General features: G+C 66.3%; 3 protein-coding genes (1 of these 3 cut by a window edge). All 3 read left to right on the top strand.

Annotation, left to right across the window (positions count from 1 at the left end):
• Positions 1-244 precede the first annotated feature (244 nt).
• Tightly spaced (each overlapping or abutting the next), the 3 genes in view from WDN46_25125 to WDN46_25115 form a layout consistent with a single transcriptional unit that may run on beyond the window.
• On the top strand, positions 245-15,115 hold the full coding sequence (locus WDN46_25125; GenBank protein ID MEJ0096573.1) for an amino acid adenylation domain-containing protein: 14,871 nt from the start codon (positions 245-247) through the stop codon (positions 15,113-15,115).
• Complete coding sequence (locus tag WDN46_25120) at positions 15,112-25,080, top strand: amino acid adenylation domain-containing protein (GenBank protein ID MEJ0096572.1); 9,969 nt, start codon at positions 15,112-15,114, stop codon at positions 25,078-25,080. The genes WDN46_25125 and WDN46_25120 overlap by 4 nt, the downstream gene beginning before the upstream one ends.
• Positions 25,077-25,621: the 5' portion of an amino acid adenylation domain-containing protein gene (locus tag WDN46_25115; protein MEJ0096571.1), read on the top strand. The gene runs 7,327 nt beyond the window's last position; the window shows 545 of its 7,872 coding nt (coding positions 1-545); its start codon is at positions 25,077-25,079; its stop codon lies beyond the right edge, outside the window. Before WDN46_25120 ends, WDN46_25115 begins: the two co-directional genes overlap by 4 nt.

Raw genomic sequence — 25,621 nt, 5'->3', positions numbered from 1 at the left:
CGAGGGTCGAAGAGGCGCGCTGCACCCCTGACGATGCGCAGTTAAGCGGGCGTCGATCTCGGCCGCGGCCGGCGACCGACCAGACGACCGAGAAGGTGCTCCGGCATCTGGAGGCGAATGGGCTTTGAGTGTCCCCCGGCACGATATGTTGAGAATAACTTGCCACGCACTTGGTCTCAAAGATGTGCCCGCACATCGCCCCTACGGCCGGATCAATATCCATCCTAACCTTTAAAGGACGAAGATGCTCGACGCGGCTGATGGGCACGGGGGGCATGATGCCCTTACCGACGCGCAATCCAAGATCTGGTTTGCCCAGGCGCTTGATCCGGACTTCCCCGGCTACAACATCGGCGGATATCTCGACATCCATGACGCGGTGGATCCAGCACTTTTCGAGACGGCGCTTCGGCATGTCGTTGCTGAGGCCGACGCGCTGCGTCTGCGCTTTATCGACACCGAGGACGGACCCCGGCAGCGCCTTGACGCCGGCGCCGTCTGGTCAATGGTCACTCTGGATTACAGTGACCAAGTGGATCCTCAGGCGGCGGCCAAGGCGTGGATGCGAGCCGAGATGGCGCAGCCGGTCAATCTGCTCGAGGACACGCCGTTCGGCTTTGCCCTGATCAAGACCGCGCCGGACCGGTTCTTCTGGTATCATCGATATCATCACATCGTTATGGATGGGCTCAGCGTCACGGCAATCTCATCGCGCTTAGCCGCGGTTTATGCGGCGCTTGTTGCTGGAGAAGTCCCGGGACCGAACCTGTTCGGCAGCTTGCACACGGTGCTTGAGGAAGATCGGTGTTATACAGGATCGCCGCAGCAAGCCGCAGATCAACGTTACTGGCGGGAGCGTCTCGCCGGCTGGTCGGAACCGCTTTGTCTCGCCGGCCGGGCGGCGGCGCCCTCCAATACCTTCGTGCAGCGCGCCTTCGAAGTTTCAGCGCTGCAATATGCGGTTTTCACGGCCTTCGCCAAGCAATCCGGCCAATCCTTGCCGTCGATCATGATCTCGATTGTAGCGGCGTGGCTGCACCGGCTGAGCGGGATTTCCGATCTGGTCCTGAGCGTGCCGATCGCGGGACGCACCAAGGCGACGCGTGGGATCCCGGCGACAATGGCCAACGCTCTACCCGTTCGCTTGACTGTGACGGCGGAATCGACCCTGCCGCATCTTACGCGGGACATTTCACGTGAGATGCGCGGGGTTCTGCGACATCAGCGTCTGCGAGGCGAAGATCTCGTGCGGAACGTTCTGGGGAGCCGAACCAGATCGTTCGGTCCGCATATCATCTTCATGGCCTTCGATAGCGCGCTCCGTTTCGACAAAGTTCCAGTGTCGGGCGAGATGTTCTCCAACGGCCCTGTGGATGACCTTTCGATCGTAATTTATAGTGATGAGAGCAGCTTGCGGGTCAATCTTAATGCCAATCCCGCTCTTTACGATCCTGCCCATCTTAACCGGTTAGCCGCCAGCTTGACTCGCGTTTTGGAGGCGATCGCCGCCGATCCGGCGCAGCGCATCGGCGCCATCGATCTGCTCACCGCCGATGAGCGCCGCCAGATCCTCGTCGATTGGAACGACACCGCCCATCCGCTGCCCGAAGCCACGCTGCCGCAGCTGTTCGAGGCGCAGGCCGAGCGCACGCCCGACGCCATCGCCCTCGTCTTCGAAGACGCCGAGCTCTCCTACGCCGCACTTAACGCCAAAGCCAATCAGCTCGCCCATCATCTGATCGGGCTCGGCATCGGGCCCGAGGCGATCGTCGCGCTTTGCATGCCGCGCTCGCTCGAGATGGTCATTGCGCTGCTTGGCATCCTCAAGGCCGGCGCCGCCTATCTGCCGCTCGATCCCGACTACCCAGCCGAGCGCTTGCGCTTCATGCTCGAAGACGCACAGCCGCTCTGCCTCGTCAGCATGGGGGACGTCGCCGCCCACCTGAGCGACGCCGCCATCCCCCGCATCCTGCTCGATGACCCCGACATCGCCGCGGCCCTGCAGCAGGCGCCGCAAACCAACCCAACCGACGCCGAGCGAACCAAACCCCTCGCGCCCGAGAATCCCGCCTATGTCATCTACACCTCAGGATCAACCGGGACGCCCAAGGGCGTCGTCGTCGCGCATGCCAATCTAACGAGCTTCCTGCATGCCCTGCGGCCGAACGTCCCGCTGGGAGCCGGCCACTCGCTACTCGCCACCACCACAATCGGTTTCGATATCGCAGGGCTCGAACTCTATCTGCCTCTCATCCAGGGCGCCCAGGTCGTCGTCGCGGGCGGCAGGGCGTTGCGCGATCCCGCGCTCGTCGCCCAATTAATCAGCGAACATGGAGTCGACACCCTCCAGGCCACGCCAAGCGGATGGCAAGGACTGATCGAGAGCCAGCCCGATATTTTGCGCGGCCTGCATCCGCTCGTCGGCGGCGAGGCGCTTTCCGCTGAGCAGGCGGAACGCCTCCTTGCCCTGACAGGCCGCGATATTATCAACCTCTACGGGCCGACCGAGACAACGATCTGGTCCACCACGACCGTTCTCGATGGCGGACTAGACGGCGCCCCTCCGCTTGGCCGTCCGATCTGGAACACGCGGGTGTATGTTCTGGACGGGTTGCTGCGTCCGGTTCCGGTGGGCGTGGCGGGCGAGCTGTACATCGCCGGCGCGGGTCTCGCCCGCGGCTATCTGAACCGGCCGGGGCTCACCGCCGAGCGCTTCGTCGCGTGCCCGTTCGGGCCGCCCGGAACGCGCATGTATCGCACCGGCGATCTCGCCAAGTGGCGTCCCGACGGCATGCTCGACTTCCTCGGCCGCGCCGACCAGCAGGTCAAGATCCGCGGCTTCCGCATCGAGCCCGGCGAGATCGAGGCGGCGCTCGCCCGCCTGCCCGAAGTCGCCCAGGCCGCCGTCATCGCCCGCGAGGATCAACCCGGACACAAGCAGCTCGTCGGCTATGTAGTGCCTCGCGAGGCCAGCGGCGCCGGGAGCGCGCAGGCGTCCGCACAAACGAGCTTTAGCCTGTTCTATTTCGGCGCAGATACTCACGCGCAGCACAACAAGTACGCATTCTATCTGGATTCGGCACGCTTTGGCGATGCGCACGGTTTCGAGGCGATCTGGACACCGGAACGGCATTTCCATGAAGTCGGAAGCCTTTATCCAAACCCATCGGTGCTGAATGCGGCGCTCTCGGGCATTACGGAAAATATACAGTTGCGCGCCGGCAGCGTCGTGCTCCCGCTTCATGATCCGTTGCGTGTAGCCGAAGAATTGGCTGTGGTCGACAATTTGTCAGGCGGACGGGCTGGCGCAGCGATCGCTTCCGGCTGGCATCCACGCGACTTCGTCTTCTATCCAGAGCGCTTCCCCGATCGCAGGCAACTCACCCATCAAGCCATCGACGTCCTACAGCGGCTCTGGAGGGGCGAGTCGATTACGCGGATCGACGGTGCCGGCGAGCCTGTCTCGGTGCATGTTTATCCGCGGCCGTTACAAGAAAAGTTGCCCATATGGCTCACTGCGGCAGGCAGCCTTGAGACTTTCGAACATGCCGGCCGACTTGGCCTGAACGTCCTGACTCACCTGTTGGGCCAGACGCTTGGCAAGCTGGAAGAGCAGATCGCGCGGTACCGCCGAGCGCGCGCCGAGGCGGGACACGACCCGGATAATGGCCGCGTTACCCTGATGATACATACCTTCCTCGGAGATGGGTTGGAGGACACGCTTGCACGCGCTCGCAAGCCATTCATGAATTACATGCGGGCGCATATCGGCCTTATGCGCCCGCTTCTGAAGAGCCTGGAACTCGACGAGCCCAGCGCGGAACAACTTGAGCAGGTGGTGGAAATCGCCTTTGAACGCTATTCACGCACAGCCGCGCTGATCGGCACGCCGCAAAGCTGCCTGCCGATAGTCCAGCAGCTGCATGAAATAGGTGTGAACGAAATCGCGTGCCTCGTCGACTGGATGGACGCCGCACAAGCGTTCGCAGCGTTGCCCGCTCTGGAGCAGTTGCACAGTCTCGCGCGCAGCCATGCGCGGCCGCGGGCGCAAGCGCTGCGCCAATCGCTGGCCGCAACGTTGCCGGACTATATGGTTCCCGCCGCCATCGTTTTCCTCGAGGCGCTGCCGCTGACCCCCAACGGCAAGCTCGATCGCCGCGCCCTGCCGGCGCCGGCGTTCGCCTCGTCCGCCAGCCGCGCGCCGCGCACACCGCAGGAGGAGATCCTCGCCGCTCTGTTCGCCGAAGTGCTTGGCCTCCAGAGCGTCTCCATCGACGACAGCTTCTTCGACCGCGGCGGCCATTCCCTGCTCGCCACCCGCCTCATCAGCCGCATCCGCTCCGAGCTCAACGTCGAGCTGCCCGTCCGCGCCCTGTTCGAGGCCCCAACCGTCGCTCAGCTCGCCCTGCGGCTGACGGATGGCGCCAGCGCGCGGACGCCGCTGCGGCGGCTGCCGCGGCCGGAGCAGCTGCCGCTGTCGCCGGCGCAGCAGCGGCTGTGGTTCCTCTACCGGCTGGAGGGGCCGAGCGCCACCTACAACATCCCGATGCCGCTGCGCCTCGAGGGCGCGCTCGACGGCGCGGCGCTCGAGGCGGCGCTCAGGGATCTCGTCGTCCGCCACGAGAGCCTGCGCACGCTCTTCCCCGAGATCGACGATGCGCCCCAGCAGCTCGTGCTGGCAACGGACGATCCGCGCGCATGCCTGACGCTCGATAGACAGGACGTCGACGAGGCGACGCTGCCGGATCTGCTGCGGCAGGCCGCCGCCTACGCCTTCCGCCTCGATCGCGAGACGCCGATCCGCGCCACGCTGTTCCGCCTCGCCCACGACAGCCATGTCCTGCTCGTCTTGGTGCATCACATCGCCGCCGATGGCGCCTCGCTGGCCCCGCTCGCCCGCGATCTGGCGCGGGCCTATGCGGCGCGCCTGAAGGGTCACGCGCCGGGCTTTGCGGCCTTGCCCGTGCAATACGCCGACTATGCGCTGTGGCAGCGCGAGCTGCTCGGCGACGAGAGCCGGCCGGGCAGCCTGATCGCCCAGCAGGGCGCCTATTGGCGCCAGGCCCTCGCCGGCCTGCCCGAATGCATCGCCCTGCCCACCGACCGGCCGCGCCCCGCCGTCGCCTCCTATCGCGGCGACCAGCTGCCGATCCAGATCGCCCCGGCGTTGCACCATAAGCTCCGCGCGCTCGCCCGCAGCTCCGGGACCAGCCTGTTCATGCTGCTGCAGGCCGGCTTCGCCATCCTGCTCGGCAAGCTCGGAGCCGGCGACGACATCGCCATCGGCTCGCCCATCGCCGGCCGCACCGACAGCGCCCTCGACGACCTCGTCGGCTTCTTCGTCAACACCCTGGTCCTGCGCACAAACCTTTCCGGCGATCCCAGCGTCCAGGACCTGCTCGCCCGCGTGCGCGAGCAGAGCCTCGCCGCCTACGCTAACCAGGACCTGCCGTTCGAGCGCCTCGTCGAGATCCTCAACCCGGCCCGCGCCCAGAACCATGCCCCGCTGTTCCAGGTCATGCTCGTCCTGCAGAACACCGAGGCCGCAAGCCTCGACCTGCCGGGCCTCGAGCTGCGCCAAGAGCCTGTCGGCGCCGGCGCCACCAAGTTCGACCTCACGCTGAGCCTGACCGAGACCGCCGACGCAAAGGGTCGGCCGGCCGGGCTCGCCGGCGCGCTCGAATACGCAACCGACCTCTATGACCGCGCCAGCATCGAGATCCTGGCGTCGCGCCTCACCCGCGTTTTGGAGGCGATCGCCGCCGATCCGGCGCAGCGCATCGGCGCCATCGATCTGCTCACCGCCGATGAGCGCCGCCAGATCCTCGTCGATTGGAACGACACCGCCCATCCGCTGCCCGAAGCCACGCTGCCGCAGCTGTTCGAGGCGCAGGCCGAGCGCACGCCCGACGCCATCGCCCTCGTCTTCGAAGACGCCGAGCTCTCCTACGCCGCACTTAACGCCAAAGCCAATCAGCTCGCCCATCATCTGATCGGGCTCGGCATCGGGCCCGAGGCGATCGTCGCGCTTTGCATGCCGCGCTCGCTCGAGATGGTCATTGCGCTGCTTGGCATCCTCAAGGCCGGCGCCGCCTATCTGCCGCTCGATCCCGACTACCCAGCCGAGCGCTTGCGCTTCATGCTCGAAGACGCACAGCCGCTCTGCCTCGTCAGCATGGGGGACGTCGCCGCCCACCTGAGCGACGCCGCCATCCCCCGCATCCTGCTCGATGACCCCGACATCGCCGCGGCCCTGCAGCAGGCGCCGCAAACCAACCCAACCGACGCCGAGCGAACCAAACCCCTCGCGCCCGAGAATCCCGCCTATGTCATCTACACCTCAGGATCAACCGGGACGCCCAAGGGCGTCGTCGTCGCGCATGCCAATCTAACGAGCTTCCTGCATGCCCTGCGGCCGAACGTCCCGCTGGGAGCCGGCCACTCGCTACTCGCCACCACCACAATCGGTTTCGATATCGCAGGGCTCGAACTCTATCTGCCTCTCATCCAGGGCGCCCAGGTCGTCGTCGCGGGCGGCAGGGCGTTGCGCGATCCCGCGCTCGTCGCCCAATTAATCAGCGAACATGGAGTCGACACCCTCCAGGCCACGCCAAGCGGATGGCAAGGACTGATCGAGAGCCAGCCCGATATTTTGCGCGGCCTGCATCCGCTCGTCGGCGGCGAGGCGCTTTCCGCTGAGCAGGCGGAACGCCTCCTTGCCCTGACAGGCCGCGATATTATCAACCTCTACGGGCCGACCGAGACAACGATCTGGTCCACCACGACCGTTCTCGATGGCGGACTAGACGGCGCCCCTCCGCTTGGCCGTCCGATCTGGAACACGCGGGTGTATGTTCTGGACGGGTTGCTGCGTCCGGTTCCGGTGGGCGTGGCGGGCGAGCTGTACATCGCCGGCGCGGGTCTCGCCCGCGGCTATCTGAACCGGCCGGGGCTCACCGCCGAGCGCTTCGTCGCGTGCCCGTTCGGGCCGCCCGGAACGCGCATGTATCGCACCGGCGATCTCGCCAAGTGGCGTCCCGACGGCATGCTCGACTTCCTCGGCCGCGCCGACCAGCAGGTCAAGATCCGCGGCTTCCGCATCGAGCCCGGCGAGATCGAGGCGGCGCTCGCCCGCCTGCCCGAAGTCGCCCAGGCCGCCGTCATCGCCCGCGAGGATCAACCCGGACACAAGCAGCTCGTCGGCTATGTCGTCGCCAAGGCCGGCCGAGAGATCGATATGGCGATCGATCCGGCGGTGCTGCGCCAGGCGCTGGCCGCAACCTTGCCGGACTATATGGTTCCCGCCGCCATCGTTTTCCTCGAGGCGCTGCCGCTGACCCCCAACGGCAAGCTCGATCGCCGCGCCCTGCCGGCGCCCGAGTTCCTCTCATCTGCCGGCCGCGCGCCGCGCACGCCGCAAGAGGAGATCCTCGCCAACCTCTTCGCCGAGATCCTCGGCCTCGAGAGCGTCTCCATCGACGACAGCTTCTTCGACCGCGGCGGCCATTCCCTGCTCGCCACCCGCCTCATCAGCCGCATCCGCTCCGAGCTCAATGTCGAGCTGCCCGTCCGCGCCCTGTTCGAGGCCCCAACCGTCGCTCAGCTCGCCCTGCGGCTGACGGATGGCGCCAGCGCGCGGACGCCGCTGCGGCGGCTGCCGCGGCCGGAGCAGCTGCCGCTGTCGCCGGCGCAGCAGCGGCTGTGGTTCCTCTACCGGCTGGAGGGGCCGAGCGCCACCTACAACATCCCGATGCCGCTGCGCCTCGAGGGCGCGCTCGACGGCGCGGCGCTCGAGGCGGCGCTCAGGGATCTCGTCGTCCGCCACGAGAGCCTGCGCACGCTCTTCCCCGAGATCGACGATGCGCCCCAGCAGCTCGTGCTGGCAACGGACGATCCGCGCGCATGCCTGACGCTCGATAGACAGGACGTCGACGAGGCGACGCTGCCGGATCTGCTGCGGCAGGCCGCCGCCTACGCCTTCCGCCTCGATCGCGAGACGCCGATCCGCGCCACGCTGTTCCGCCTCGCCCACGACAGCCATGTCCTGCTCGTCTTGGTGCATCACATCGCCGCCGATGGCGCCTCGCTGGCCCCGCTCGCCCGCGATCTGGCGCGGGCCTATGCGGCGCGCCTGAAGGGTCACGCGCCGGGCTTTGCGGCCTTGCCCGTGCAATACGCCGACTATGCGCTGTGGCAGCGCGAGCTGCTCGGCGACGAGAGCCGGCCGGGCAGCCTGATCGCCCAGCAGGGCGCCTATTGGCGCCAGGCCCTCGCCGGCCTGCCCGAATGCATCGCCCTGCCCACCGACCGGCCGCGCCCCGCCGTCGCCTCCTATCGCGGCGACCAGCTGCCGATCCAGATCGCCCCGGCGTTGCACCATAAGCTCCGCGCGCTCGCCCGCAGCTCCGGGACCAGCCTGTTCATGCTGCTGCAGGCCGGCTTCGCCATCCTGCTCGGCAAGCTCGGAGCCGGCGACGACATCGCCATCGGCTCGCCCATCGCCGGCCGCACCGACAGCGCCCTCGACGACCTCGTCGGCTTCTTCGTCAACACCCTGGTCCTGCGCACAAACCTTTCCGGCGATCCCAGCGTCCAGGACCTGCTCGCCCGCGTGCGCGAGCAGAGCCTCGCCGCCTACGCTAACCAGGACCTGCCGTTCGAGCGCCTCGTCGAGATCCTCAACCCGGCCCGCGCCCAGAACCATGCCCCGCTGTTCCAGGTCATGCTCGTCCTGCAGAACACCGAGGCCGCAAGCCTCGACCTGCCGGGCCTCGAGCTGCGCCAAGAGCCTGTCGGCGCCGGCGCCACCAAGTTCGACCTCACGCTGAGCCTGACCGAGACCGCCGACGCAAAGGGTCGGCCGGCCGGGCTCGCCGGCGCGCTCGAATACGCAACCGACCTCTATGACCGCGCCAGCATCGAGATCCTGGCGTCGCGCCTCACCCGCGTTTTGGAGGCGATCGCCGCCGATCCGGCGCAGCGCATCGGCGCCATCGATCTGCTCACCGCCGATGAGCGCCGCCAGATCCTCGTCGATTGGAACGACACCGCCCATCCGCTGCCCGAAGCCACGCTGCCGCAGCTGTTCGAGGCGCAGGCCGAGCGCACGCCCGACGCCATCGCCCTCGTCTTCGAAGACGCCGAGCTCTCCTACGCCGCACTTAACGCCAAAGCCAATCAGCTCGCCCATCATCTGATCGGGCTCGGCATCGGGCCCGAGGCGATCGTCGCGCTTTGCATGCCGCGCTCGCTCGAGATGGTCATTGCGCTGCTTGGCATCCTCAAGGCCGGCGCCGCCTATCTGCCGCTCGATCCCGACTACCCAGCCGAGCGCTTGCGCTTCATGCTCGAAGACGCACAGCCGCTCTGCCTCGTCAGCATGGGGGACGTCGCCGCCCACCTGAGCGACGCCGCCATCCCCCGCATCCTGCTCGATGACCCCGACATCGCCGCGGCCCTGCAGCAGGCGCCGCAAACCAACCCAACCGACGCCGAGCGAACCAAACCCCTCGCGCCCGAGAATCCCGCCTATGTCATCTACACCTCAGGATCAACCGGGACGCCCAAGGGCGTCGTCGTCGCGCATGCCAATCTAACGAGCTTCCTGCATGCCCTGCGGCCGAACGTCCCGCTGGGAGCCGGCCACTCGCTACTCGCCACCACCACAATCGGTTTCGATATCGCAGGGCTCGAACTCTATCTGCCTCTCATCCAGGGCGCCCAGGTCGTCGTCGCGGGCGGCAGGGCGTTGCGCGATCCCGCGCTCGTCGCCCAATTAATCAGCGAACATGGAGTCGACACCCTCCAGGCCACGCCAAGCGGATGGCAAGGACTGATCGAGAGCCAGCCCGATATTTTGCGCGGCCTGCATCCGCTCGTCGGCGGCGAGGCGCTTTCCGCTGAGCAGGCGGAACGCCTCCTTGCCCTGACAGGCCGCGATATTATCAACCTCTACGGGCCGACCGAGACAACGATCTGGTCCACCACGACCGTTCTCGATGGCGGACTAGACGGCGCCCCTCCGCTTGGCCGTCCGATCTGGAACACGCGGGTGTATGTTCTGGACGGGTTGCTGCGTCCGGTTCCGGTGGGCGTGGCGGGCGAGCTGTACATCGCCGGCGCGGGTCTCGCCCGCGGCTATCTGAACCGGCCGGGGCTCACCGCCGAGCGCTTCGTCGCGTGCCCGTTCGGGCCGCCCGGAACGCGCATGTATCGCACCGGCGATCTCGCCAAGTGGCGTCCCGACGGCATGCTCGACTTCCTCGGCCGCGCCGACCAGCAGGTCAAGATCCGCGGCTTCCGCATCGAGCCCGGCGAGATCGAGGCGGCGCTCGCCCGCCTGCCCGAAGTCGCCCAGGCCGCCGTCATCGCCCGCGAGGATCAACCCGGACACAAGCAGCTCGTCGGCTATGTCGTCGCCAAGGCCGGCCGAGAGATCGATATGGCGATCGATCCGGCGGTGCTGCGCCAGGCGCTGGCCGCAACCTTGCCGGACTATATGGTTCCCGCCGCCATCGTTTTCCTCGAGGCGCTGCCGCTGACCCCCAACGGCAAGCTCGATCGCCGCGCCCTGCCGGCGCCCGAGTTCCTCTCATCTGCCGGCCGCGCGCCGCGCACGCCGCAAGAGGAGATCCTCGCCAACCTCTTCGCCGAGATCCTCGGCCTCGAGAGCGTCTCCATCGACGACAGCTTCTTCGACCGCGGCGGCCATTCCCTGCTCGCCACCCGCCTCATCAGCCGCATCCGCTCCGAGCTCAATGTCGAGCTGCCCGTCCGCGCCCTGTTCGAGGCCCCAACCGTCGCTCAGCTCGCCCTGCGGCTGACGGATGGCGCCAGCGCGCGGACGCCGCTGCGGCGGCTGCCGCGGCCGGAGCAGCTGCCGCTGTCGCCGGCGCAGCAGCGGCTGTGGTTCCTCTACCGGCTGGAGGGGCCGAGCGCCACCTACAACATCCCGATGCCGCTGCGCCTCGAGGGCGCGCTCGACGGCGCGGCGCTCGAGGCGGCGCTCAGGGATCTCGTCGTCCGCCACGAGAGCCTGCGCACGCTCTTCCCCGAGATCGACGATGCGCCCCAGCAGCTCGTGCTGGCAACGGACGATCCGCGCGCATGCCTGACGCTCGATAGACAGGACGTCGACGAGGCGACGCTGCCGGATCTGCTGCGGCAGGCCGCCGCCTACGCCTTCCGCCTCGATCGCGAGACGCCGATCCGCGCCACGCTGTTCCGCCTCGCCCACGACAGCCATGTCCTGCTCGTCTTGGTGCATCACATCGCCGCCGATGGCGCCTCGCTGGCCCCGCTCGCCCGCGATCTGGCGCGGGCCTATGCGGCGCGCCTGAAGGGTCACGCGCCGGGCTTTGCGGCCTTGCCCGTGCAATACGCCGACTATGCGCTGTGGCAGCGCGAGCTGCTCGGCGACGAGAGCCGGCCGGGCAGCCTGATCGCCCAGCAGGGCGCCTATTGGCGCCAGGCCCTCGCCGGCCTGCCCGAATGCATCGCCCTGCCCACCGACCGGCCGCGCCCCGCCGTCGCCTCCTATCGCGGCGACCAGCTGCCGATCCAGATCGCCCCGGCGTTGCACCATAAGCTCCGCGCGCTCGCCCGCAGCTCCGGGACCAGCCTGTTCATGCTGCTGCAGGCCGGCTTCGCCATCCTGCTCGGCAAGCTCGGAGCCGGCGACGACATCGCCATCGGCTCGCCCATCGCCGGCCGCACCGACAGCGCCCTCGACGACCTCGTCGGCTTCTTCGTCAACACCCTGGTCCTGCGCACAAACCTTTCCGGCGATCCCAGCGTCCAGGACCTGCTCGCCCGCGTGCGCGAGCAGAGCCTCGCCGCCTACGCTAACCAGGACCTGCCGTTCGAGCGCCTCGTCGAGATCCTCAACCCGGCCCGCGCCCAGAACCATGCCCCGCTGTTCCAGGTCATGCTCGTCCTGCAGAACACCGAGGCCGCAAGCCTCGACCTGCCGGGCCTCGAGCTGCGCCAAGAGCCTGTCGGCGCCGGCGCCACCAAGTTCGACCTCACGCTGAGCCTGACCGAGACCGCCGACGCAAAGGGTCGGCCGGCCGGGCTCGCCGGCGCGCTCGAATACGCAACCGACCTCTATGACCGCGCCAGCATCGAGATCCTGGCGTCGCGCCTCACCCGCGTTTTGGAGGCGATCGCCGCCGATCCGGCGCAGCGCATCGGCGCCATCGATCTGCTCACCGCCGATGAGCGCCGCCAGATCCTCGTCGATTGGAACGACACCGCCCATCCGCTGCCCGAAGCCACGCTGCCGCAGCTGTTCGAGGCGCAGGCCGAGCGCACGCCCGACGCCATCGCCCTCGTCTTCGAAGACGCCGAGCTCTCCTACGCCGCACTTAACGCCAAAGCCAATCAGCTCGCCCATCATCTGATCGGGCTCGGCATCGGGCCCGAGGCGATCGTCGCGCTTTGCATGCCGCGCTCGCTCGAGATGGTCATTGCGCTGCTTGGCATCCTCAAGGCCGGCGCCGCCTATCTGCCGCTCGATCCCGACTACCCAGCCGAGCGCTTGCGCTTCATGCTCGAAGACGCACAGCCGCTCTGCCTCGTCAGCATGGGGGACGTCGCCGCCCACCTGAGCGACGCCGCCATCCCCCGCATCCTGCTCGATGACCCCGACATCGCCGCGGCCCTGCAGCAGGCGCCGCAAACCAACCCAACCGACGCCGAGCGAACCAAACCCCTCGCGCCCGAGAATCCCGCCTATGTCATCTACACCTCAGGATCAACCGGGACGCCCAAGGGCGTCGTCGTCGCGCATGCCAATCTAACGAGCTTCCTGCATGCCCTGCGGCCGAACGTCCCGCTGGGAGCCGGCCACTCGCTACTCGCCACCACCACAATCGGTTTCGATATCGCAGGGCTCGAACTCTATCTGCCTCTCATCCAGGGCGCCCAGGTCGTCGTCGCGGGCGGCAGGGCGTTGCGCGATCCCGCGCTCGTCGCCCAATTAATCAGCGAACATGGAGTCGACACCCTCCAGGCCACGCCAAGCGGATGGCAAGGACTGATCGAGAGCCAGCCCGATATTTTGCGCGGCCTGCATCCGCTCGTCGGCGGCGAGGCGCTTTCCGCTGAGCAGGCGGAACGCCTCCTTGCCCTGACAGGCCGCGATATTATCAACCTCTACGGGCCGACCGAGACAACGATCTGGTCCACCACGACCGTTCTCGATGGCGGACTAGACGGCGCCCCTCCGCTTGGCCGTCCGATCTGGAACACGCGGGTGTATGTTCTGGACGGGTTGCTGCGTCCGGTTCCGGTGGGCGTGGCGGGCGAGCTGTACATCGCCGGCGCGGGTCTCGCCCGCGGCTATCTGAACCGGCCGGGGCTCACCGCCGAGCGCTTCGTCGCGTGCCCGTTCGGGCCGCCCGGAACGCGCATGTATCGCACCGGCGATCTCGCCAAGTGGCGTCCCGACGGCATGCTCGACTTCCTCGGCCGCGCCGACCAGCAGGTCAAGATCCGCGGCTTCCGCATCGAGCCCGGCGAGATCGAGGCGGCGCTCGCCCGCCTGCCCGAAGTCGCCCAGGCCGCCGTCATCGCCCGCGAGGATCAACCCGGACACAAGCAGCTCGTCGGCTATGTAGTGCCTCGCGAGGCCAGCGGCGCCGGGAGCGCGCAGGCGTCCGCACAAACGAGCTTTAGCCTGTTCTATTTCGGCGCAGATACTCACGCGCAGCACAACAAGTACGCATTCTATCTGGATTCGGCACGCTTTGGCGATGCGCACGGTTTCGAGGCGATCTGGACACCGGAACGGCATTTCCATGAAGTCGGAAGCCTTTATCCAAACCCATCGGTGCTGAATGCGGCGCTCTCGGGCATTACGGAAAATATACAGTTGCGCGCCGGCAGCGTCGTGCTCCCGCTTCATGATCCGTTGCGTGTAGCCGAAGAATTGGCTGTGGTCGACAATTTGTCAGGCGGACGGGCTGGCGCAGCGATCGCTTCCGGCTGGCATCCACGCGACTTCGTCTTCTATCCAGAGCGCTTCCCCGATCGCAGGCAACTCACCCATCAAGCCATCGACGTCCTACAGCGGCTCTGGAGGGGCGAGTCGATTACGCGGATCGACGGTGCCGGCGAGCCTGTCTCGGTGCATGTTTATCCGCGGCCGTTACAAGAAAAGTTGCCCATATGGCTCACTGCGGCAGGCAGCCTTGAGACTTTCGAACATGCCGGCCGACTTGGCCTGAACGTCCTGACTCACCTGTTGGGCCAGACGCTTGGCAAGCTGGAAGAGCAGATCGCGCGGTACCGCCGAGCGCGCGCCGAGGCGGGACACGACCCGGATAATGGCCGCGTTACCCTGATGATACATACCTTCCTCGGAGATGGGTTGGAGGACACGCTTGCACGCGCTCGCAAGCCATTCATGAATTACATGCGGGCGCATATCGGCCTTATGCGCCCGCTTCTGAAGAGCCTGGAACTCGACGAGCCCAGCGCGGAACAACTTGAGCAGGTGGTGGAAATCGCCTTTGAACGCTATTCACGCACAGCCGCGCTGATCGGCACGCCGCAAAGCTGCCTGCCGATAGTCCAGCAGCTGCATGAAATAGGTGTGAACGAAATCGCGTGCCTCGTCGACTGGATGGACGCCGCACAAGCGTTCGCAGCGTTGCCCGCTCTGGAGCAGTTGCACAGTCTCGCGCGCAGCCATGCGCGGCCGCGGGCGCAAGCGCTGCGCCAATCGCTGGCCGCAACGTTGCCGGACTATATGGTTCCCGCCGCCATCGTTTTCCTCGAGGCGCTGCCGCTGACCCCCAACGGCAAGCTCGATCGCCGCGCCCTGCCGGCGCCGGCGTTCGCCTCGTCCGCCAGCCGCGCGCCGCGCACACCGCAGGAGGAGATCCTCGCCGCTCTGTTCGCCGAAGTGCTTGGCCTCCAGAGCGTCTCCATCGACGACAGCTTCTTCGACCGCGGCGGCCATTCCCTGCTCGCCACCCGCCTCATCAGCCGCATCCGCTCCGAGCTCAACGTCGAGTTGCCCGTCCGCGTGCTGTTCGAGGCCCCAACCGTCGCTCAATTGGCAAAACATATAGATACGGCAGTCGAAAATCGAGAGAAGATTGAGATATGAACGCAGCCGAGTTGGTTAGTCTATTTGGGCGCAATGGCATCGAATTAAAAGTTGTCGATGGAAAAATCACGTACGAGGCGGTTCGAGGGTTTACGACGCCAGAACTCATTGCTTATCTTAAAAATAATAAGCAAGAAATTATTGATATTTTAACGTTACAAAGCGATGCCGACAAAACGTTGAAGCGACGATCCTCCAACGTTGTTTTGGCATCGTTTGCGCAGCAGCGTTTGTGGTTTTTGAACCAGCTTGAGGCGGGCAGCGCGTTTTACAACATGCCGGCCGCGGTGCGGTTGACCGGGAAGCTGGACGTCGAGGCGCTGAGGCGCACGCTCAACGAGATCGTGCGGCGGCATGAGGCGCTGCGCACGCGCTTTGCGTCGGTCGACGGCGCGCCGACGCAAATCATCGCCGCGGCGCTGGAGTTGGCGCTGCCGCTGACGGATCTGAGCGAACTCCCCGCGGCGGAGGCCGAGGGCCGCGCGCAGCAGAGCGCGCAAGACGAAGCCCGTACGCCGTTCGATCTGGAGCATGGGCCGCTGATCCGCGCGCAGCTGATCCGGTTGGGCGACCGCGAGCACATCGCTCTGCTGACGATGCATCATATTGTGTCGGATGATTGGTCGATTGGGGTGCTGATCAAAGAGATCGCGGCGCTTTACGCCGCCTATAGCCAGGGGCGGCCGTCGCCGCTGCCGGAGCTTTTGATCCAGTATGCGGACTACGCGCATTGGCAGCGCCAGTGGCTGCAGGGGGCGGCGCTCGAAGGCCAGCTCGGCTACTGGAAGGAGCAACTCGCGGACGCCCCGACGCTGCTCGCCCTGCCCACTGACCGGCCGCGCCCGGCGGTGCAGCGCTATGACGGCGGCACGCTGCGTTTTGCGGTGTCGCGGCAGACCACGACTGGGCTCAACGCGCTGGCGCGGCAAGCGCAGGCGACGTTGTTCATGACGCTGGCTGCGGCGTTCAACGTGCTGCTCTCGCGCTACGCGGGTCAGGACGACATTTGCGTCGGCACGTCGATCGCCAACCGCCCGCGCCCCGAGGTCGAGGGGCTGATCGGCTTCTTTGTGAACACGCTGGTGCTGCGCACGCGGCTTGCGGGCAACCCGAGCTTCAAGGATCTGCTGATGCAGGTGCGGAGCACGGCGCTGGCGGCCTATGCGCATCAGGATGTGCCGTTTGAGCAGCTTGTCGAGGAGCTGAAGCCGCAACGGCATCTCAGTCATGCGCCGCTGTTCCAGGTGATGCTGGTGTTGCAGAACGCGCCGATGGAGGCGTTGCGGCTGCCGGGACTGCGGTTGGAGGGTGTTGAGGCGGGCAGCGAGACCGCCAAATTCGACCTGACGCTGATGGCGGCCGAGCGCGAGGATGAGCTTCGGGCGACGTTGACGTACAACACGTCTCTGTTCGATGCGCCGACGATTGAGCGGATGGCGGAGCACTTCACGCGGTTGTTGGACGGCATTGTCGAAGCGCCGGAGACGAGGATCGCGCAGCTGCCGATGTTGAGCGCGGCGGAACGCCATCAAGTCGTGGCGGAGTGGAACGCGACGGCCGTGGACTACGAGGGGGCGCAGACGCTGCACGAGCTGTTCGAAGCGCAGGTGGCGGAGGCTCCGGACGCGGTGGCGGTGGCGTTCGAAGGACGCGAGCTGACCTATGGCGAGCTGAATGCGCGCTCGAACCAGCTTGCGCATTACCTGCGGCAATGTGGGGTGGGGCCTGAGGTTCTGGTCGGCCTGTGCGTTGAACGCTCGCTGGAGATGGTGGTTGGGCTGCTCGGCGTTCTGAAGGCCGGCGGAGCCTATGTGCCGCTGGACCCAAGCTATCCGCCGGAGCGCCTGGCGTACATGCTCGACGATGCAAAGCTCGGTGTCCTGGTGACGCAGGCGCATCTGGTCGAGGCCTTGCCTGCGTATGTCGGAGCGTGCGTGTGCGTGGACGCGGATGGGCGGGCGATCGCGACGATGCCGACGCATGCGCCGCGCAGCGAAGCGTCGGGCCAGCACCTCGCCTATGTGACCTACACCTCCGGCTCGACCGGGCGCCCCAAGGGGGTGATGACGCGGCATGCGAGCGCGGTGAACTATCTTCGGTTCATCGTGAATCAATACGGCGTCACAGCCGGCGAACGGGTGTTGCAGATACCGACGTTGTCCTTTGATGCGTCGGTGCGCGATATCTTCGGCTGCCTGAGCGCGGGCGGGCGGCTTCGGGTGATGACCGGGGCCGACGCCAAGCATGCGCAGGCGGTGCTGGAGCATCTGCGTCGCGATGCGATCACGGCGATCCTCAGCATCACGCCATCGTTCCTGGAAGCGATCACGAGCATAGCGCGCGCCGGCGGCGAGGGCGCAATGGCGGCAAGTTCGCTGAGGCTGGTGCTGGCGTCGGGGGAGGCGCTCTCGGAACGGGTCATCGAATCGGTGCGGGAGGTTCTTGGCGCCCAGGCGGAGGTGGTGAACCAGTACGGGCCGACCGAATGCACGATGACCTCGACCTATTACCGGAGCCGGGGTGGGGAGGCGGTGCGTGTGGGACGTGCGATCGACAACGTGCGGGCGTACGTGCTTGATGCGGCGATGGCGGCGACTCCGGTGGGGGTGTCCGGGGAGCTGTATATCGGGGGAGCGGGCCTGAGCCGAGGATATCTGAATCGGCCGGATTTGACGGCGGAGCGTTTCGTGCCGAACCCGTTCGCGGCCGGTGAGCGGCTGTATCGAAGCGGAGATCGCGCCCGATGGACGGCGCAGGGGCAGCTGGACTATCTGGGTCGGCTGGACGATCAGGTGAAGATCCGGGGTTTCCGGATCGAGCTGGGCGAGGTCGAGGCCGTCCTGGCGGCTCTGCCGGGGGTGGGCGAAGCGATCGTGGCGGCGCGCGAGGACGAGCCCGGCGAGCGTCGGCTTGTGGCTTACGTGACGCCGCGGGCGCATGAGGCCGCCGAGGCGCGAGAGGGAACGGAACGCGGCGAGGATGGCGGCGAAGGGGATGGGCTGGAGGAGGCTGGCGCGCTGCGCGCCGCGCTGCTGCGCGTGCTGCCCGACTATATGGTTCCGTCGCATTTTGTGGCGCTTGATCGGCTGCCGCTGACGCCGAACGGCAAGATCGACCGCAAGGCGTTGCCGGCTCCGGGCGCGCAGCGCGGCGAGGGCGGCTATGCGGCTCCGCGCACGCCGGCTGAGACGGCGATGGCGCAGATCTGGGCGAAGGTGCTCAAGCTGGATCGCGTCGGCATCCACGACAACTTCTTCGAACATGGCGGCGATTCGCTGCGCGCGCTCGTTGTGTTGTCTCGCATGCGCAAAGCCTTCGATGTGGAGCTGCCTTTGCGTGCGCTGTTCGAAGCGCCGACCGTGGCGCAATTGGCGCAGCGGGTCGAGCAGGAGCAGCGCGAACGGACAGGTTTGCAGTTGCCGGCGCTGGCTCCTGTGGGGCGCGGCGAAGACATGCCGCTGTCGTTTGCGCAGCAGCGTTTGTGGTTTTTGAACCAGCTTGAGGCGGGCAGCGCGTTTTACAACATGCCGGCCGCGGTGCGGTTGACCGGGAAGCTGGACGTCGAGGCGCTGAGGCGCACGCTCAACGAGATCGTGCGGCGGCATGAGGCGCTGCGCACGCGCTTTGCGTCGGTCGACGGCGCGCCGACGCAAATCATCGCCGCGGCGCTGGAGTTGGCGCTGCCGCTGACGGATCTGAGCGAACTCCCCGCGGCGGAGGCCGAGGGCCGCGCGCAGCAGAGCGCGCAAGACGAAGCCCGTACGCCGTTCGATCTGGAGCATGGGCCGCTGATCCGCGCGCAGCTGATCCGGTTGGGCGACCGCGAGCACATCGCTCTGCTGACGATGCATCATATTGTGTCGGATGATTGGTCGATTGGGGTGCTGATCAAAGAGATCGCGGCGCTTTACGCCGCCTATAGCCAGGGGCGGCCGTCGCCGCTGCCGGAGCTTTTGATCCAGTATGCGGACTACGCGCATTGGCAGCGCCAGTGGCTGCAGGGGGCGGCGCTCGAAGGCCAGCTCGGCTACTGGAAGGAGCAACTCGCGGACGCCCCGACGCTGCTCGCCCTGCCCACTGACCGGCCGCGCCCGGCGGTGCAGCGCTATGACGGCGGCACGCTGCGTTTTGCGGTGTCGCGGCAGACCACGACTGGGCTCAACGCGCTGGCGCGGCAAGCGCAGGCGACGTTGTTCATGACGCTGGCTGCGGCGTTCAACGTGCTGCTCTCGCGCTACGCGGGTCAGGACGACATTTGCGTCGGCACGTCGATCGCCAACCGCCCGCGCCCCGAGGTCGAGGGGCTGATCGGCTTCTTTGTGAACACGCTGGTGCTGCGCACGCGGCTTGCGGGCAACCCGAGCTTCAAGGATCTGCTGATGCAGGTGCGGAGCACGGCGCTGGCGGCCTATGCGCATCAGGATGTGCCGTTTGAGCAGCTTGTCGAGGAGCTGAAGCCGCAACGGCATCTCAGTCATGCGCCGCTGTTCCAGGTGATGCTGGTGTTGCAGAACGCGCCGATGGAGGCGTTGCGGCTGCCGGGACTGCGGTTGGAGGGTGTTGAGGCGGGCAGCGAGACCGCCAAATTCGACCTGACGCTGATGGCGGCCGAGCGCGAGGATGAGCTTCGGGCGACGTTGACGTACAACACGTCTCTGTTCGATGCGCCGACGATTGAGCGGATGGCGGAGCACTTCACGCGGTTGTTGGACGGCATTGTCGAAGCGCCGGAGACGAGGATCGCGCAGCTGCCGATGTTGAGCGCGGCGGAACGCCATCAAGTCGTGGCGGAGTGGAACGCGACGGCCGTGGACTACGAGGGGGCGCAGACGCTGCACGAGCTGTTCGAAGCGCAGGTGGCGGAGGCTCCGGACGCGGTGGCGGTGGCGTTCGAAGGACGCGAGCTGACCTATGGCGAGCTGAATGCGCGCTCGAACCAGCTTGCGCATTACCTGCGGCAATGTGGGGTGGGGCCTGAGGTTCTGGTCGGCCTGTGCGTTGAACGCTCGCTGGAGATGGTGGTTGGGCTGCTCGGCGTTCTGAAGGCCGGCGGAGCCTATGTGCCGCTGGACCCAAGCTATCCGCCGGAGCGCCTGGCGTACATGCTCGACGATGCGCGTCCGGCGGTGCTGCTTACGCAAGCGGCGGTGCTGCCCAGGCTGCCGGGCGTCGAGATCGCGGTGCTGTGCCTGGACGTCCAATGGCCCGCGCTCGCCGAGTGCTCGGCCGCCAATCCGGCGCGCCTCAGTGAAGCAGATCACCTCGCCTATGTGATCTACACCTCCGGCTCAACTGGCCGCCCCAAAGGGGTCGGCGTGCCGCATGCCGGCATCGTCAATCGCCTGAATTGGATGCAAGAGGCATACGCTCTACACGATTCGGATCGGATTTTGCAGAAGACGCCGTTCAGCTTCGACGTCTCGGTGTGGGAGCTCTTCTGGCCGTTGTTGAACGGGTCCACGCTCGTCATGGCTCGCCCCGGTGGGCATCAGGATGCCGACTATCTGTCGCGCGTGATCGCGCAGCAGGCGATCACGACGCTGCACTTCGTGCCGCCGATGCTGGAAGCGTTCCTGAACGGGAGGGAGCTGCCGCGCTGCGCCACGCTCAAGCGGGTGATATGCAGCGGCCAGGCGCTGCCGCTCGAATTGCAGCAGCGTTTTTTCAAGGCGCTGCCGCATGCCGAGCTGCATAACTTGTACGGCCCGACTGAAGCGTCCGTGGACGTGACGTTCTGGGCATGCGATGCGGCCACGGCGTTGAACGCTGTGCCGATCGGTCGGCCGATCGCCAACACGCAGCTGTACATCCTGGACGAGTTGCTGAACCCGGCGCCGGTGGGGGTGGCGGGGGAGCTGCACATTGCGGGCGCGGGCCTGGCGCGCGGATATCTGCAGCGCCCGGATCTGACCGCCGAGAAGTTCATCGCCAATCCGTTCGGGCCGCCCGGCGCGCGCATGTACAAGTCTGGAGACCTGGCGCGCTACTTGCCTGATGGCGCGATCGAGTATCTGGGTCGGCTGGACGATCAGGTGAAGATCCGGGGTTTCCGGATCGAGCTGGGCGAGGTCGAGGCCGTCCTGGCGGCTCTGCCGGGGGTGGGCGAAGCGATCGTGGCGGCGCGCGAGGACGAGCCTGGCGAGCGTCGGCTTGTGGCTTACGTGACGCCGCGGGCGCATGAGGCCGCCGAGGCGCGAGAGGGAACGGAACGCGGCGAGGATGGCGGCGAAGGGGATGGGCTGGAGGCCGGCGCGCTGCGCGCCGCGCTGCTGCGCGTGCTGCCCGACTATATGGTTCCGTCGCATTTTGTGGCGCTTGATCGGCTGCCGCTGACGCCGAACGGCAAGATCGACCGCAAGGCGTTGCCGGCTCCGGGCGCGCAGCGCGGCGAGGGCGGCTATGCGGCTCCGCGCACGCCAGCTGAGGCGGCGATGGCGCAGATCTGGGCGGAGGTGCTCAAGCTGGATCGCGTCGGCATCCACGACAACTTCTTCGAACTTGGCGGCCACTCGATGCTGGCGGTCAAACTGATCGAACAGATGCGCAAAGAAGGCTTCCACACCGACGTTCGAGCGTTATTTATCGCGCCAACGCTCGCGGAGTTGACGCTGAAGGTGAGCGGCGCCTCTGGCGAGATCGATGTTCCACTGAATGGAATTCCTCCCGGATGCGAAGCTATTGCACCGGAAATGCTCACGCTCTTGGCCCTGACATCGGAAGAAATTGAACAGGTCGTCGGCGACGTATCCGGAGGAGCAGCCAATGTGCAAGAGATCTATCCATTGGCGCCTTTACAGGAAGGGATCTTATTCCACCACCTGATGAATCAGGAAGGCGACGCCTATTTGCTGTCCCGAACCCTTCGCTTCGACGCGCGTGAGCAACTCGACCGATTCCTTCAGGCACTGCAACGGGTGATCGACCGCCACGATATTTTGCGTACGGCAGTGCACTGGGAGAACCTTCCCGAACCGGTGCAAGTGGTGTGGAGAAATGCGCGGCTCGTCATTGAAGAAGTTGCCGTGGACGCCCGAGGAGAGGATGCATTCGAGCAATTGATCGCACGGCATCACCCGCGCCGCTACCGGTTCGATATACGCAAGGCGCCTCTGATACGGTGCTTCGTCGCCCAGGACCGCGCCCGTGCCCAATGGCTGCTGCAGATATTCAGTCACCACCTTATCTCCGATCACGCCACGCTCGATCTGTTGATCGACGAAATCGGCACCATCCTGCGTGGTCTGACGCATCGGCTACCAGCGCCACATCCGTTCCGAAACTTTGTCGCACAGGCGAGATCGGGCGTCAGTCGGGCTGCAAACGAAGCGTTCTTCAAGGAGATGCTCGCCGATGTGTCCGAGCCGACAGCACCGTTCGGGCTCCTGGAGGTGCGCGGAGACGGCTTAGGCATCGAAGAGGCCGTGCGCCCGGTAAATGCGCTGCTCTCGGCGCGCATTCGCCAAATCTCTGGAACGTTGAGAATAAGTGCCGCCAGTGTCGTGCATGCAGCGTGGGCGCAGGTTTTGTCGCGCATTTCCGGACGACACGATGTCGTATTCGGCACCGTGCTGTTCGGCCGCATGCACGCAGGCGAAGGTTTAGATCGCACGCTGGGCATGTTCATCAACACGTTGCCGGTTCGTATCCGTACCAGCATGAGATCGGTGCAGCAAAGTGTGCAGGACACGCACCGGTTGCTGGGTCGCTTGTTGCAGCACGAGCATGCATCGTTGGCGTTAGCCCAACGTTGTAGTGGAGTTGTCGCCCCCGCGCCCCTCTTTTCGACGCTACTGAATTATAGGCACGGCCCTGATGCGGATACGCGCAAAGCATCCAATCTGGAGTGGGCGTTGGAAGGCGTCGAAGTCCTGAGCACCGAGGAGCGAACCAACTATCCATGCGTGTTATCTGTGGATGATCTCGGTACTGGATTTATATTGACGGCGCAGATCGGCGCTCGCGTCGGAGCCGAACGGCTATGCGATTACATGCATACCGTTCTGGAAAATCTGGTGCAGGCCCTGGAGGATGCTCCCCAGACGGACATCGCGCGCATAGAAGTGCTTGCTGAGCATGAGCGAACCCAACTGGTCGCGGAGTGGAACGCGACGGCCGTGGACTACGAGGGGGCGCAGACGCTGCACGAGCTGTTCGAAGCGCAGGTGGCGGAGGCTCCGGACGCGGTGGCGGTGGCGTTCGAAGGACGCGAGCTGACCTATGGCGAGCTGAATGCGCGCTCGAACCAGCTTGCGCATTACCTGCGGCAATGTGGGGTGGGGCCTGAGGTTCTGGTCGGCCTGTGCGTTGAACGCTCGCTGGAGATGGTGGTTGGGCTGCTCGGCGTTCTGAAGGCCGGCGGAGCCTATGTGCCGCTGGACCCAAGCTATCCGCCGGAGCGCCTGGCGTACATGCTCGACGATGCGCGTCCGGCGGTGCTGCTTACGCAAGCGGCGGTGCTGCCCAGGCTGCCGGGCGTCGAGATCGCGGTGCTGTGCCTGGACGTCCAATGGCCCGCGCTCGCCGAGTGCTCGGCCGCCAATCCGGCGCGCCTCAGTGAAGCAGATCACCTCGCCTATGTGATCTACACCTCCGGCTCAACTGGCCGCCCCAAAGGGGTCGGCGTGCCGCATGCCGGCATCGTCAATCGCCTGAATTGGATGCAAGAGGCATACGCTCTACACGATTCGGATCGGATTTTGCAGAAGACGCCGTTCAGCTTCGACGTCTCGGTGTGGGAGCTCTTCTGGCCGTTGTTGAACGGGTCCACGCTCGTCATGGCTCGCCCCGGTGGGCATCAGGATGCCGACTATCTGTCGCGCGTGATCGCGCAGCAGGCGATCACGACGCTGCACTTCGTGCCGCCGATGCTGGAAGCGTTCCTGAACGGGAGGGAGCTGCCGCGCTGCGCCACGCTCAAGCGGGTGATATGCAGCGGCCAGGCGCTGCCGCTCGAATTGCAGCAGCGTTTTTTCAAGGCGCTGCCGCATGCCGAGCTGCATAACTTGTACGGCCCGACTGAAGCGTCCGTGGACGTGACGTTCTGGGCATGCGATGCGGCCACGGCGTTGAACGCTGTGCCGATCGGTCGGCCGATCGCCAACACGCAGCTGTACATCCTGGACGAGTTGCTGAACCCGGCGCCGGTGGGGGTGGCGGGGGAGCTGCACATTGCGGGCGCGGGCCTGGCGCGCGGATATCTGCAGCGCCCGGATCTGACCGCCGAGAAGTTCATCGCCAATCCGTTCGGGCCGCCCGGCGCGCGCATGTACAAGTCTGGAGACCTGGCGCGCTACTTGCCTGATGGCGCGATCGAGTATCTGGGTCGGCTGGACGATCAGGTGAAGATCCGGGGTTTCCGGATCGAGCTGGGCGAGGTCGAGGCCGTCCTGGCGGCTCTGCCGGGGGTGGGCGAAGCGATCGTGGCGGCGCGCGAGGACGAGCCTGGCGAGCGTCGGCTTGTGGCTTACGTGACGCCGCGGGCGCATGAGGCCGCCGAGGCGCGAGAGGGAACGGAACGCGGCGAGGATGGCGGCGAAGGGGATGGGCTGGAGGCCGGCGCGCTGCGCGCCGCGCTGCTGCGCGTGCTGCCCGACTATATGGTTCCGTCGCATTTTGTGGCGCTTGATCGGCTGCCGCTGACGCCGAACGGCAAGATCGACCGCAAGGCGTTGCCGGCTCCGGGCGCGCAGCGCGGCGAGGGCGGCTATGCGGCTCCGCGCACGCCAGCTGAGGCGGCGATGGCGCAGATCTGGGCGGAGGTGCTCAAGCTGGATCGCGTCGGCATCCACGACAACTTCTTCGAACTTGGCGGCCACTCGATACTGGCGATGCAAGCGATTGCCCGAGTGCAGAGCATCTTCGATGTGGAGCTGCCTTTGCGTGCGCTGTTCGAAGCGCCGACCGTGGCGCAATTGGCGCAGCGGGTGGACACGGAAATCCGATACCCGGAAGAGGTCGAAATATGAACGCTGTTGAACTGATCGATCTCTTCGAGCGCGATGGCATCAAATTAAAAATTGTCGACGGCAAGATCAAATACCGTGCACCCCAGGGATTTACGACAGATCAACTGGTTGAGCAGCTTAAGGAAAACAAGCAGGCGATCGTCGAGATCTTAATGTCTCGACTCGCCACCGAGAGAAAATTAACGCGCAGGCCTGCCGATGCTGTTGCAATTGCATCGTTTGCGCAGCAGCGTTTGTGGTTTTTGAGCCAGCTTGAGGCGGGCAGCGCGTTTTACAACGTGCCGGCCGCGGTGCGGTTGACCGGGAAGCTGGACGTCGAGGCGCTGAGGCGCACGCTCAACGAGATCGTGCGGCGGCATGAGGCGCTGCGCACGCGCTTTGCGTCGGTCGACGGCGCGCCGACGCAAATCATCGCCGCGGCGCTGGAGTTGGCGCTGCCGCTGACGGATCTGAGCGAACTCCCCGCGGTGGAAGCCGAGGGCCGCGCGCGGCAGAGCGCGCAGGACGAAGCCCGTACGCCGTTCGATCTGGAGCATGGGCC

Origin of the sequence: Methylocella sp. (genome assembly GCA_037200525.1) — a bacterium.
GTDB lineage: Bacteria > Pseudomonadota > Alphaproteobacteria > Rhizobiales > Beijerinckiaceae > Methylocapsa.
The sequence above is the reverse complement of the archived record's forward strand: the minus strand, read 5'-3'. Positions and strand labels throughout refer to the sequence as shown.